Origin of the sequence: Pseudomonas sp. NY15435 (genome assembly GCF_048068295.1) — a bacterium.
In the GTDB taxonomy this organism is placed as follows: Bacteria; Pseudomonadota; Gammaproteobacteria; order Pseudomonadales; family Pseudomonadaceae; genus Pseudomonas.
Genome location: NZ_JBLUQA010000002.1, coordinates 461,844 through 475,487, shown reverse-complemented (window position 1 = coordinate 475,487; position 13,644 = coordinate 461,844). Strand labels below are relative to the sequence as shown.

Annotated in this window: 11 protein-coding genes; 10 read left to right on the top strand and 1 reads right to left on the bottom strand. The window is 64.4% G+C overall.

Translation table 11 applies throughout. The annotated features are described in order from the left end of the window. Positions 1-39 precede the first annotated feature (39 nt). The gene (locus tag ACNFH5_RS06320; protein WP_416744819.1) at positions 40-1,632 is read left to right on the top strand and encodes an ABC transporter substrate-binding protein; all 1,593 of its coding nucleotides are present in this window, start codon (positions 40-42) and stop codon (positions 1,630-1,632) included. Between the two features lie 91 nt (positions 1,633-1,723). Here the strand turns inward: ACNFH5_RS06320 and ACNFH5_RS06315 are convergent, their stop codons facing one another. After that, entirely contained in the window at positions 1,724-2,941 is a 1,218-nt protein-coding gene (locus tag ACNFH5_RS06315; protein ID WP_416744818.1) for a M24 family metallopeptidase, read from the bottom strand. 174 nt (positions 2,942-3,115) lie between these two features. Here ACNFH5_RS06315 and ACNFH5_RS06310 point away from each other — a divergent pair, with 174 nt between their 5' ends. From ACNFH5_RS06310 to ACNFH5_RS06270, 9 genes are all read left to right on the top strand, one after another. Next, the gene (locus ACNFH5_RS06310) at positions 3,116-3,679 is read left to right on the top strand and encodes a helix-turn-helix domain-containing protein (RefSeq protein WP_416744817.1); all 564 of its coding nucleotides are present in this window, start codon (positions 3,116-3,118) and stop codon (positions 3,677-3,679) included. Positions 3,680-3,886: 207 nt separating this feature from the next. Next, entirely contained in the window at positions 3,887-5,485 is a 1,599-nt protein-coding gene (locus tag ACNFH5_RS06305) for an ABC transporter substrate-binding protein (protein ID WP_416744816.1), read from the top strand. A 157-nt stretch (positions 5,486-5,642) separates the two neighbouring features. Continuing rightward, on the top strand, positions 5,643-7,052 hold the full coding sequence (locus ACNFH5_RS06300; protein ID WP_416744815.1) for an OprD family porin: 1,410 nt from the start codon (positions 5,643-5,645) through the stop codon (positions 7,050-7,052). Positions 7,053-7,063: 11 nt separating this feature from the next. Further along, positions 7,064-8,647 carry an ABC transporter substrate-binding protein gene (locus ACNFH5_RS06295; RefSeq protein WP_416744814.1) on the top strand — a complete coding sequence of 528 codons (1,584 nt, stop codon included), beginning with the start codon at positions 7,064-7,066 and terminating at the stop codon, positions 8,645-8,647. A 74-nt stretch (positions 8,648-8,721) separates the two neighbouring features. Then, positions 8,722-9,732: an ABC transporter permease subunit gene (locus ACNFH5_RS06290; RefSeq protein WP_054906646.1), complete on the top strand. Its 1,011-nt coding sequence runs from the start codon at positions 8,722-8,724 to the stop codon at positions 9,730-9,732. A 14-nt stretch (positions 9,733-9,746) separates the two neighbouring features. Then, positions 9,747-10,658: an ABC transporter permease subunit gene (locus ACNFH5_RS06285; RefSeq protein WP_416744813.1), complete on the top strand. Its 912-nt coding sequence runs from the start codon at positions 9,747-9,749 to the stop codon at positions 10,656-10,658. Between the two features lie 133 nt (positions 10,659-10,791). After that, a complete protein-coding gene (locus ACNFH5_RS06280; protein WP_416744812.1) occupies positions 10,792-11,769 on the top strand; it encodes an ABC transporter ATP-binding protein in 978 nt (325 codons plus the stop codon). Continuing rightward, on the top strand, positions 11,766-12,737 hold the full coding sequence (locus ACNFH5_RS06275; protein ID WP_416744811.1) for a peptide ABC transporter ATP-binding protein: 972 nt from the start codon (positions 11,766-11,768) through the stop codon (positions 12,735-12,737). Before ACNFH5_RS06280 ends, ACNFH5_RS06275 begins: the two co-directional genes overlap by 4 nt. 161 nt (positions 12,738-12,898) lie before the next feature. Continuing rightward, on the top strand, positions 12,899-13,549 hold the full coding sequence (locus ACNFH5_RS06270; RefSeq protein WP_416744810.1) for a hypothetical protein: 651 nt from the start codon (positions 12,899-12,901) through the stop codon (positions 13,547-13,549). The last annotated feature ends 95 nt before the right edge of the window (positions 13,550-13,644 follow it).

The window sequence follows — 13,644 nt, the reverse complement described above, 5'->3', positions numbered from 1 at the left end:
CGCTCACACCGGCGGCCTTTTTCTTTTCGAGTCCAGTCCGTGCCCAAGACCCTCGCCCGCTTTTGCCTGCTCGGCCTGCTCGGCTGCACGCCGGCGTTCGGCCAATCCCTGGTGGTCTGCACCGAGGCCAGCCCGGAAGGCTTCGACATCACCCAGTACACTGCCGCCACCACTGCCGACGCCTCGGCCGAAACAGTCTTCGAGCGCCTGGTGCAGTTCGCCCCCGGCAGTACCCGCGTCGTGCCCGCGCTGGCGGAGAGCTGGGAGATCAGCGACGACGGTCTGCAGTACACCTTCGCCTTGCGTCAGGGCGTGAAATTCCACAGCACCGACTACTTCACCCCAACCCGAGACTTCAACGCCGACGACGTGCTCTGGAGCTTCCAGCGCCAGCTCGACCCGAAGCACCCGTGGAACAAGCTGGCCCCGCGCGGCTTCCCCTACGCCGAGGCAATGGGCCTGCCGGGCCTCATCAGCGCAGTGGAAAAGCTCGACCAGCATCACGTGCGCTTCACCCTCAAACATCCCGAGGCGCCCTTCCTCGCCGACCTGGCAATGGGCTTCGCCTCCATCTATTCCGCCGAATACGGCGACCTGCTGCTGGCCGCCGAAAAGGCCGACCAACTGAACAACCTGCCCATCGGCACCGGACCCTTCATCTTCCAGCGCTACCAGAAGGACGCTCAGGTGCGTTTCATCGCCAATCCGGATTACTGGGGCGGCAAGCCGAAGATCGAGCGCCTGCTGCTGGCGATCACTCCCGATCCGAACGTGCGCATCCAGAAGGTCAAGGCCGGCGACTGCCAGATCGCCGTCTACCCCAAGCCCACCGATGTTCCCGCGCTGCGCCAGGACCCGAAGCTGAAGATCGAGGAACTGGACTCTCTGCTGGTCGCCTACGTCGGCCTCAACACCCGCCACAAGCCGCTGGACGACGTGCGCGTGCGCCAGGCGATCAACCTCGCCTTCGACCGCGACGCCTACCTGCGAGCACAGTTCGGCGACGGTGCTGCCACCCTGGCCGTGGCGCCGTATCCGCCGACGCTGTGGGGGTCCGATCCGCAGCTCAAGGTATGGCCCCACGACCCGGCGCGGGCGAAACAACTGCTGGAAGAAGCCGGCATCAAGCCAGGCCTCAAGCTATCGATCTGGACGCGACCGGGCGGCGGCCCGACCAATCCCAATCCCGGTATCGGCGCGCAGATGCTGCAGAACGACCTGGGGCAGATCGGCATCCAGGCCGATATCCGTGTGTTCGAATGGGGCGAGTTGATCAAGCGCGCCAAGCAGGGCGAGCACGACCTGATCTTCATGGGCTGGGCCGGCGACAATGGCGATCCGGATAACTTCCTGACGCCGAACCTGTCCTGCGCCGCCGCAAAGAGTGGTGAGAACCAGGCGGGCTGGTGCAATGCGGAGTTCGACGAACTGCTGCGCAAGGCCCGCGCGATCACCGACCAGGAGGCCCGCGCAGGGCTCTATCGGCAGGCGCTGGCGATCTACCAGCGCGAAGCGCCGTGGATCGCCCTGGCCTATCCGAAACAGTTCGCGGTGGTACGACCGGGCGTGAGTGGCTTCACCCTGAGCCCGCTTGGGTCGAACAACTTCTCGCGGGTTGAACTGGCCCCCTGATTGCTCTTTGTAGGAGCGAGCGTGCTCGCGAACCGCCCCGCAATCGTGCTGCCGGGAAATGCATTCGCGAGCATGCTCACTCCTACAGGGACTATGCGTTCAAGCCAAAGGGATCATCCACCGAATGACTCGGCTGGGTGAACCAGCGCGGGCCTTCCGCCGTCATGTAAAAGTGGTCTTCCAGACGAATGCCGAACTCCCCCGGCACACAGATCATCGGCTCGTTGCTGAAGCACATGCCGACGTCCAGCAGCGTACTGTCGCCGCGCACCAGGTAAGGACCTTCGTGGATATCCAGGCCGATGCCATGACCAGTGCGGTGCGGCAAACCCGGCAACGCGTAGTCCGGCCCGAGGCCGCCGACCTCCAGGCAACGGCGGGCGGCGGCGTCAACCTGCTCGCAGGGCGAGCCGAGCGCGGCGGCATCGAAAGCGGCCTGCTGTGCGGCCTTCTCCAAGTTCCACAACTCACGCTGGCGCGTGCTGGCCGTGCCGAACACGTAGCTGCGGGTGATATCCGAGTTGTAGCCGAACAGCTGGCAGCCGGTGTCGATCAACACCATGTCGCCTTCGCGCAACGGGCGCGGCTGGCGCACGCCGTGAGGAAAGGCGCTGTCCTCGCCGAACAGCACGATGCAGAAGGTCGAACCCGGCGCGCCGACCTGCCGGTGCGCTGCCTCGATGAAGCGCGTCACCTCGGTGGTCGTGATGCCCTCGCGCAGGATGCTCGCAGCGGCCTTCTGCACTTCCAGGGTCATGTCCTTCGCCCGCTGCATCAGCGCCAGCTCCGCCGGCGACTTGCAACGGCGGCACTGCTCGATCAGCGCGCCGGCGTCCACCAACTGCAGCTGGCCCGTTGCCTGACGCAGGCGTTCGACCATGCCGAACGGCAGGCTATGGGACAGACCGACCCGCGCGCCGTCGCACACCTCGATCTCGGCCAGCATGCCGGCCAGCAGAGTGAACGGACTTTCATGCTCGGCCCACACGCAGATGCTGCCCGGCAGCGCCTGCAGGTCGCGCACGGTGCCCTCCTCGAAGGCCGGGGCGATGTAGCGCACTTCGCCCCGCGCCGGCACCAGCGCACCCACTAGCCGTTCGCTGGGGCTCCACTTCAAGCCGGTGAAATAGAACAGCGAGCTGCCGGCATCGAGGAACACCGCCGAGATTTCCCGTGCCTGCATCAGGCGCTGTAACTGTGCGATCCGCGCCTGGTATTCCTCGAGCGCGATGGGGCGAGCACCGGCCGTCATGCTCTGCAATTTCGCCAGCGCCTGCTCAGGGCCTACGCCCCCAACTCCCAATGTCATGTGACTCTCCCGAGGAATGAAAACAACACGAAATTTAAGCAGCACTGAAATTTCTGGTCAAAGACTTTTCCAACCTCGAGCATTACCCACAGGAATTTCTGCGGCATCATGGCCCGGTGCATTCAGCGCACGGCGACGCTGGTATGCTGCCCGCGTCCTAAAAGAGCCTTCCCAATGTCCGCAGATCGTATCGGAGAACGCCTGCGCCGTTATCGGCGCGCGGCGAAAAAGACACTGAACCAGGTGGCAGCCGAGTCCGGCCTCACCGCCAGCTTCCTGTCTCAGGCCGAACGCAATCTCACAGGCGTCTCGCTGTCGTCCCTGGCCAGCATCGCCAAGGCGCTGGACGTACCGCTCAATGCGCTGTTCGACTCGCCGCAGCAGATCCCCCCCGACTCGCACCAGGGCGAGCGCGTGCGCTACACCATCGAAGGCCAGCCGCTGAGCTACGAACGACTGTCCAGCAGCTTCCCCGGCAACCAGCTGAACGCGGTGAAAGTAACGGTCCCGGTCGGCTACGAATCCGAACTGATTACGCATGACGGCTCGGAATTCGCCTACGTCCTCACCGGGCGCATCGCCTACGACATCGATGGCCACACCTATCCGCTGGGCCCCGGCGACTCCGTCCACTTCGACTCCGGCAAGCGTCATTGCCTGCGCAACATCGGTGACAACGTGGCGGAAATGCTCACCGTGACCACCCTGCCGCTGTTCGGCGAACATCCCGCCACCTGATTCACAAACCGGCAAAACTTTCAGTGCCACTGAATTTTAAGTTGAACTTAATTTCAGCCTGACTTAACTTCGGCGCGGCGTGGCCGGGTACAGCCCGACCATGAATGGATAGGCCTTATCCGGACCAATCCGACCGGGCCGGCTGCTAACCCCATCGGTTCGCCGGCCCCTGAAGAAAAACAAGAACGAGGTCAGGCAATGCGCAAGATGCGACGTAATCCCCTGCACGCACTCGCCTTTGGCGGGCTGCTGCTCGCCGGCTCCGCGGCCCATGCCGCCTCCAGCCTGGTGTACTGCTCCGAGGGCAGCCCGGCGGGTTTCGACCCCGGCCAGTACACCGTTGGCACAGACTACGATGCCTCGGCGGAAACCCTGTTCAATCGCCTCGTGCAGTTCCCGCGCGGCGGCACCGAAGCCCAGCCGGCCCTGGCGGAAAGCTGGGAAACCTCCCCCGACGGCAAGGTCTGGACCTTCCACCTGCGCTCCGGCGTGAAGTTCCACACCACCGACTACTTCAAGCCGACTCGCGAGTTCAACGCCGACGACGTGCTGTTCACCTTCAACCGCATGCTCGACAAGAACCATCCGTTCCGTAAGGCCTACCCCAGCGAATTCCCGTACTTCACCGACATGGGCATGGACACCAACATCGCCAAGGTGGAGAAGCTCGACGACAAGACCGTCCGGTTCACCCTCAATAACATCGACGCAGCCTTCATCCAGAACCTGGCGATGAGCTTTGCCTCGATCCAGTCCGCCGAGTACGCCGATCAGTTGCTCAAGCAGGGCAAGGCCAGCGACATCAACCAGAAGCCCATCGGCACCGGCCCCTTCGCGTTCAATCGCCACCAGAAAGACGCGATGATCCGCTTCAAGGGCAACAAGGATTATTGGAAGCCGGCGGACGTGCGGGTCGACAACCTGATCTTCGCTATCAACACCGATGCCTCGGTGCGCATGCAGAAGCTCAAGGCCAACGAATGCCAGATCACGCTCTTCCCGCGCCCGGCCGACCTGGAAGCGCTGAAGAACGACCCCAACCTGAATGTGCCTTCGCAGCCAGGCTTCAACCTTGGCTACATCGCCTACAACGTCCTGCACAAGCCGCTCGACAACACCGACGTGCGCCGCGCGCTGGACATGGCGGTGAACAAGAAGGCGATCATCGACGCCGTCTACCAGGGCGCTGGCCAACTGGCCGTGAACGCCATGCCGCCGACCCAGTGGTCCTACGACACCTCGATCAAGGGCCAGGCCTATGATCCGGAACAGGCCAAGGCGCTGCTGAAGAAAGCCGGCATCGCCGAAGGCACCGAGATCACCCTGTGGGCCATGCCCGTGCAGCGCCCGTACAACCCCAACGCCAAACTGATGGCCGAGATGATCCAGGCTGACTGGGCCAAGGTGGGCATCCAGGCGAAGATCGTCACCTACGAGTGGGGCGAGTACATCAAGCGCGCCCATGCCGGCGAGCAGGACGCCATGCTGATCGGCTGGAGCGGCGATAACGGCGACCCGGACAACTGGCTTGGCACCCTGTACGGCTGCGACGCAGTGGACGGCAACAACTTCTCCAAGTGGTGCGACCCGGCCTACGACAAGCTGATCAAGGAAGCCAAGACCACCAACGATCACGAGAAACGCGTGGCGCTCTATCAACAGGCGCAGCAGGTGCTGGCTCAGCAGCTCCCGATCAGTCCCATCGCTCACTCCACCGTCTACCAGCCCATGCGCAAGACGGTGCAGGGCTTCCTGATCAGTCCTTTCGGACTCAACTCCTTCTACGGCGTGTCCAACCACCCCTGACCGCCGATCAGTCACTGGCGGCTCCGGCCGCCTGAACGCCAGCCCGGCGCAGACCGGGCGGTGCCCCGACTTCCCCCCGCCTGCCGGCTTCCCCATTTCTGCGATGGGTGGAGGGGATGCATTCGTTGCTAGGAAAACCAACAACAAGGAGCAACTCATGCAACGTCACATACTCACCCAGTCCCTGATAACCCTAGCCATCGGCGCCGCCAGCCTGGGCCAGGCCTGGGCCGACGGGGAAGATCTGCCGCCAGACGAAATCCACCGCGGCACCGAAGTGGTGGTCAAGGGCCAGGACGCCGCGAAAGGCTTCGTCGAAGGCCAGAGCCTGACCTTCAGCACCCGCAACTTCGCCACCCGCGAACAGATGAAGGACAGCTTCCACTTCAACATCAAGAAGGACGGTTACACCGAGCCGACCCACAGTCGCTACACCTGGACCCAGGGCAGCCAGCTCACCTACAGCTCCGGCTATACCCAGGGCACCGTAGGGGTCGGCGTGGACGCTGCCGCCTTCAACGAGATCGCCCTCGAGCGCGGCCACGGCCGTATCGCAGGCGGCGGCACACGCACGCTGACCGACAGTGATGGGGATGCCGTACCACAGTGGTCGAAGATGGGCGTGGCCAACGTGAAGCTGCGCGTCTCCAACACTGAAGTGCGCGTGGGCCGCCAGCAGACCGAAAACCCGGTGTTCAATATCAACGACAACCGCGCCCTGCCCTCATCCTTCGACGGCATCAGTCTGCTCAGCGAGGAGCTTGAAGGCCTGCAGCTGCAAGCCGGCAACTTCACACGCGGTACCCCGCGCACCGGCTCCAGCCATGAAGGGCTGACCACCGAATACGGTTCGATGGACTTCACCGGAAGCCATTTCAGCTACCTGGGCGGCAGCTACCAGGCAGTGAAGGATCTGAAGCTTACGGCCTATGGCACTCACTTCGAGGACGTCTGGAACCAGTACTACCTCGGCGCTACGCACGACCTGGGCGATCCGGCCACCCTGGCCCTGAACACCAGCCTGAACTACTACCACACCGCCGACACCGGCGAGCGCAAGGCGGGCTACATCGACAACGACGCCTACAGCCTGGCCTTCACCCTGACCCACGGTGCCCATGCCGTACTGCTGGGCTGGCAGCAGATCCGAGGCGACGAGTACTTCGACTACGTGCACGAGACTGCCGCCATCTACCTCGCCAACTCGTTGCTGTCTGACTATAACGGCCCCAACGAAAAGTCCCTGCAGCTGCGCTACAGCACCGACTGGGCAACGTTCGGCGTGCCCGGCCTGACCACCATGGCGTGGTACGCCAAGGGCTGGGGTATCGACGGCACCCACTACGACGGCGACCGCAACGGCGTGAGTGGCTACAACGTACGCGCCATGGACGACGAGAGGCACCACGAACTCGGACTCTCCACTGGCTACACGCTGCAGGACGGCCCGTTCAAGAGCGCCAGTTTCCGCGTGACCTACATGAAGCACCTGGCGAGCCAGAACCAGGCGGACGGCAGCGTCAACGAGATTCGCCTGGTCAGCAACTTCCCCTTCAACCTGCTGTAAGGAGAACCGGCATGCCCATCCCGCGTCTGATCCCCCTTCTGCTGGCGCTCGCCAGCGGCACCGCCCTGGCGCAGAACCTGGTGGTCTGCACCGAAGCGAGCCCGGAAGGTTTCGATGTGGTCCAGTACACCGGCGCCGTCACCAACGATGCCACCTCGGAAACCATCTTCAACCGCCTGGTGGGCTTCCGCCCCGGCACCACCGAGCTGGTGCCGTCCCTGGCGCAGAACTGGGAGGTCAGCCCCGATGGGCTGACCTACACCTTCCACCTGCGCCCTGAGGTGAAGTTCCATACCACCGACTACTTCAAACCCACCCGTGCGTTCAATGCCGATGATGTGCTCTGGACCTTCCAGCGGGCGCTGGACCCCAAGCATCCCTGGCATGAGACGGCCAACCGCGGTTACGCCTACTTCGACGCCATGGGCATGCGCGAGCTGATCAAATCGGTGGAGAAGGTCGATGACCTCACCGTGCGCTTCACCCTGAACCATCCCGAAGCGCCCTTCCTCGCCGACATGGCCATGGGTTTCGCCTCGATCTACTCCGCCGAATACGGCGATCAGTTGCTGGCCGCCGGCAAGCAGGGCCAGATCAACAACCTGCCCATCGGCACCGGCCCCTTCGTCTTCAACCGCTACGCCAAGGACGCCCAGGTACGCTACCGCGCCAACCCGGACTATTTCGGCGGCAAGCCGGCGATCGACAACCTGGTGTTCGCCATCACCCTCGACCCCAACGTGCGCATGCAGAAGGTGCGGCGCAACGAATGCCAGATCGCCCTCTACCCCAAGCCGTCGGACGTGCCCGACTTGCAGCAGGACAAGAACCTGGCGGTAGACAGCATCGACGCCCTGATGACCACCTACGTGGCCATCAACACGAAGCACAAGCCGCTGGACGACGTGCGCGTACGCCAGGCGATCAACCTCGCCATCGACAAGAAAGCCCTGCTCGACGCCGTTTTCGGCGCCAACGCCGCCAGCCCGGCGATCAACCCCTATCCCTCGACGCTGCTGGGCTACAACAACGACGTCCAGGACTGGCCCCACGACCCCGAGCGTGCCAGGGCCCTTCTCAAGGAGGCCGGGGCGGAAAACCTCAAGCTGAGCATTTTCATTCGCAACGGCAGCTCGCCGACCATCCCCAATCCGGCGCTGGCGGCACAGATGATGCAGGCGGATCTGGCCAAGGCCGGTATCGATTTACAGATCCGATCCCTGGAATGGGGCGAGTTGCTCAAGCGCTCCAAGGCCGGCGAGCACGACCTGTCCCTGCTGGGCTGGGCCGGCGACAACGGCGACCCGGACAACTTCGTCAGCCCGAACCTGTCCTGCGCCGCGGCGAAGTCCGGCGAAAACCAGGCATTCTGGTGCAATCAGGAATTCGAAGCGCTGATTCAGCAGGCCCGTGAGAGCAATGACACGGCAAAACGGGCGGAACTTTATAGAAAGGCGACATCCATATTCCACGAACAATCACCGTGGATTCCCCTGGCGCATCCTAAGCTGTTCAATGTGCGCCGCAGCGACATCTCGGGTTACACCATCAACCCGATGACAAACAACAACTTCGCCGACGTTCGAATCCAGTAACTGGCGAAGTAATAAGAAACCGGCGCCCGTCGTGACCCGACGGGTAGCCGCTCGATGAGGAGCCCCCGACCACCATGCTGAGTTTCATCGCACGCCGATTCGGTCTGCTGATCCCGACCTTCTTCGGCGTCACCCTGCTCACCTTCGCGCTGATCCGCCTGATTCCGGGCGACCCCGTGGAAGTGATGATGGGTGAACGCCGCGTCGATCCGCAGATGCACGCCGAAGCCATGCACCGTCTGGGCCTCGACAAACCCCTCTACCAGCAGTACCTCGACTACATCGGCAACCTTGCCCAAGGCAACCTCGGCGAATCGCTGACCACTCGCGACAGCGTCTGGCACGAGTTCCTCACCCTGTTCCCCGCCACCCTCGAATTGTCCCTGGCCGCCCTGCTGTTCGCCGGCGTCTTCGGCCTGCTCGCCGGAGTGATCGCGGCACTCAAGCGCGGCTCGCTGTTCGACCACGGGGTGATGACCATCTCCCTGGCCGGCTACTCCATGCCGATCTTCTGGTGGGGCCTGATCCTCATCATGCTGTTCTCCGTCTCCCTGGGCTGGACGCCGGTTTCCGGGCGCCTGGACCTGCTCTACGACATCGAGCCGAAGACTGGCTTCATGCTCATCGACACGCTGCTGTCCGATGAAGAAGGCGCCTTCATGGACGCCGTGCGCCACCTGATCCTGCCGGCAATCGTGCTGGGCACCATCCCCCTGGCGGTGATCGCGCGGATGACCCGCTCCTCGATGCTCGAGGTGCTGCGCGAAGACTACGTACGCACTGCCCGCGCCAAGGGCCTGTCGCCGGCACGTGTGGTGTTCGTGCATGCCTTGCGCAACGCCATGATCCCGGTGCTCACCGTATTCGGCCTGCAGGTCGGCACGCTGCTGGCCGGCGCGGTCCTGACCGAAACCATCTTTTCCTGGCCCGGCATCGGCAAATGGCTGATCGACGCCATCGGCCGGCGCGACTACCCGGTGGTGCAGAACGGCATCCTGCTGGTGGCGACCCTGGTGATCCTGGTGAACTTCATCGTGGACATCCTCTACGGCCTCGCCAACCCACGCATCCGCCACCAACGCTAACCGGAGCCGACGCCATGAATGTCAACGCCAAAGCTCCCGCCAGCGACCCGAGCCTGGTCTATCCGTCCCCCCTGAAAGAATTCTGGCACGCCTTCTCGCGCAACAAGGGCGCGGTCGGCGGCCTGCTGTTCATGCTGGTCATCGTGTTCTGCGCGCTGTTCGCGCCGTGGGTCGCGCCCCATGATCCGAGCGAACAATTCCGCGACTTCCTGCTCACCCCGCCGCTGTGGCTCGAAGGCGGCAACGCGCAGTTCCTGCTGGGCACCGACGAACTGGGCCGCGACCTGCTCTCGCGCCTGATGCACGGTGCACGGCTGTCGCTGATGATCGGCCTGACCTCGGTACTGATCTCGATGATCCCCGGCATCTTCCTCGGCCTGCTCGCCGGCTTCTCGCCGACCCGCCTGGGCCCGGTGATCATGCGCCTGATGGACATCATGCTGGCCTTGCCCTCGCTGCTGCTGGCGGTGGCCATCGTCGCCATCCTCGGCCCAGGCCTGATCAACACCGTGATCGCCATCGCCATCGTCTCGCTGCCGGCCTATGTGCGCCTGACCCGCGCCGCCGTGATGGGCGAGCTGAACCGCGACTACGTCACCGCCTCGCGCCTGGCCGGCGCCGGCACTTTGCGCCTGATGTTCGTCACCGTGCTGCCCAACTGCATGGCGCCGCTGATCGTGCAGGCCACCCTGAGCTTCTCCTCGGCGATCCTCGACGCCGCCGCCCTTGGCTTCCTCGGCCTCGGCGTGCAGCCGCCAACGCCCGAGTGGGGCACCATGCTGGCCTCCGCGCGCGACTACATCGAGCGTGCCTGGTGGGTCGTCTCGCTGCCCGGCCTGACCATCCTGCTCAGCGTGCTGGCGATCAACCTGATGGGCGACGGCCTGCGCGATGCGCTGGATCCGAAGCTGAAGAATGCGGCGTGAGGAGCAACTCGTTGAATACTTTCGTGCTCTTCGTAGGAGCGAGCTTGCTCGCGAACCTGCAATCCCCCGCGTTCCCCGTTCGCGAGCAAGCTCGCTCCTACACCAAGAACAGAAGACTGACGGAGACCGCCGTATGAGCCTCCTCGACCTGCGCAATCTGTCGGTCCGCTTCGGCGACCGCAACGCCATCCCGGTGGTGGATGGCCTCGACCTCTCGGTGGACAAGGGCGAAGTCCTGGCCATCGTCGGCGAATCCGGCTCCGGCAAGTCGGTGACCATGATGGCCCTGATGGGCCTGATCGATGCCCCGGGCATCATCACCGCCGACACCATGCAGTTCGACGGCACCGACATGCTGCGCCTGAAGGGCCGCGAGCGGCGGCGCATCGTCGGCAAGGACATCGCCATGGTCTTCCAGGACCCGATGACCGCCCTCAACCCCAGCTTCACCGTCGGCTACCAGATCGAGGAAGTGCTCAAGCTGCACCTCGGCCTGCGCGGCAAGGCACTGCGCCAGCGCGCGCTGGAACTGCTCGAGCGGGTGGAAATCCCCGGCGCTGCCCAGCGCCTGGACGCCTACCCGCACCAGCTGTCCGGCGGCATGAGCCAGCGCGTCGCGATCGCCATGGCCATCGCCGGCGAGCCCAAGTTGCTGATCGCTGACGAGCCCACCACCGCACTGGACGTGACCATCCAGGCGCAGATCATGGAGCTGCTGCTGAACCTGCAGCGCGACCAGGGCATGGCGCTGATCCTGATCACCCACGACCTCGCCGTGGTCGCCGAGACCGCCCAGCGCGTCTGCGTGATGTACGCCGGGCAGGCGGTGGAGATCGGCCAGGTGCCGGCGCTGTTCGACCTGCCGACCCACCCGTACACCGAGGCGCTGCTCAAGGCGATTCCCGAGCACAGTGCCGGCGAGGAACGCCTGGCCACCCTGCCGGGCATCGTCCCCGGCAAGTTCGACCGGCCACAGGGTTGCCTGCTGTCGCCGCGCTGCCCCTACGTGCAGGACAACTGCCGCGCCGTACGCCCGGCCCTGGAAGCCCATGAGCGCGGCGCGGTGCGCTGCTTCTACCCGCTCAACCTGAATACCGAGGTGGCCCGATGAGCGCCGTCCTGACCGCCCGCGACCTGACCCGTCACTACGAAATCTCCCAGGGCCTGTTCAAGCCCCACGCCCTGGTCCGTGCGCTCAACGGCGTGTCCTTCGACCTGCAGGCCGGCAAAACCCTCGCCGTGGTCGGCGAATCCGGCTGCGGCAAATCCACCCTCGCCCGTGCGCTGACGCTGATCGAAGAACCTACCTCCGGTTCCCTGCAGATTGCCGGTCACGAGGTGAAAGGCGCCGACCACGACACCCGCAAGCAACTGCGCCGTGACGTGCAGATGGTCTTCCAGAACCCCTACGCCTCGCTCAACCCGCGGCAGAAGATCGGCGACCAGTTGGCCGAGCCGCTGCTGATCAACACCAGTCTCTCCCGCGTCGAACGCCGCGAACGGGTGCAGGCGATGATGAAGCAGGTCGGCCTGCGCCCGGAGCATTACCAGCGCTACCCGCACATGTTCTCCGGCGGTCAGCGCCAGCGCATCGCACTGGCCCGCGCCATGATGCTCAGGCCCAAGGTGCTGGTGGCGGACGAGCCGACCTCGGCGCTGGACGTGTCGATCCAGGCCCAGGTGCTCAATCTGTTCATGGACCTGCAGCAGGAGTTCGGCACCGCCTACGTGTTCATCTCCCACAACCTCGCCGTGGTCCGCCACGTGGCTGACGACGTGCTGGTGATGTACCTCGGCCGCCCGGCGGAAATGGGCCCTGCGGAGAAGCTCTACGAGCGCCCGCTGCATCCCTATACCCAGGCTCTGCTCTCGGCGACGCCGGCGATCCATCCCGACCCGAGCAAGCCCAAGATCAAGATCCAGGGCGAGCTGCCCAACCCGCTCAACCCGCCGACCGGCTGCGCCTTCCACAAGCGCTGCCCCTACGCGACCGAACGCTGCAAAACCGAGGTGCCAGAGCTGCGCCTGCTGGACGAACGACAAGTCGCCTGTCATCACGCCGAGCAGTTCCTGAACTGATACGAAACGGGCCGGTCATAGGCCGGCCCCTCTTTCGGATACAGCTGCGTCCTACAACGCAGAAGGAACAGGCCTACCGCCTTATCCATCACTTCCCGCTAGGGTGGCCTCCCGCCACCGCCCGCACGCCGTGGCCGTTATCCACAGGGCCACTACCTTCCATGCTGCTGTTCTTCCTTCTGCTCATCCTTGTCACCGCCATCGTCGCCAACGTGCAGTTGCACAAATGGAAACGTCAGCGGCGGATGAATACCCGCGCACCGAAGAAACCCAGCAGAGCGGTGCAGAAGAAATTGCCCAAGCAAGGGTTCGACCTGGACGAGATCGACTGGGAAGGCCTGGCCGCGGATGAGCTGGATGTCGCTCCAGCGCCTGCGGCAGCCACTGCGGTAGCACGCGCCAAACCTGCACCGGCAAAAACTCAGCCGCCTCCCCCGCCTGCGCAGCCGAAAGCCGCACCCCGTGAAGAGTTCTTGCCGCTGGAACAGGCGCTGCAGGAGCAGATGTCCGGCGCACAGCGCAACAAGGCGCTGACGCATCTGCTCAAGGCCAACCTGCACGTTCCCGCGCCGGATGCCGGAGAACAGCATGTGGTGCTGGACATGGACGATGGCAGCTACGTCCCGGTCGCCACACACCCGGCGGCGGCGAGCATCGCCCTGGGTTATCTCGCCGAAGCCATGCAGCAGCGCAAGGGCGAACACCTGGTGCGCGAGCTGCGCGGCGGCGACGTCGGTCTGCTGGTGGTCGCGCGCAATCCGCAGAAGCCGTCCGTGGCACGGCTGTGGAAGATCCAACCGCAAGACCTCTGAGCAGATCCTTGTAGGAGCGAGCTTGCTCGCGAACAACCCAGGCTTCGAAGCTGCTGGCAAACTGGTTCGCGAGCAAGCTCGCTCCTACGAAAGAC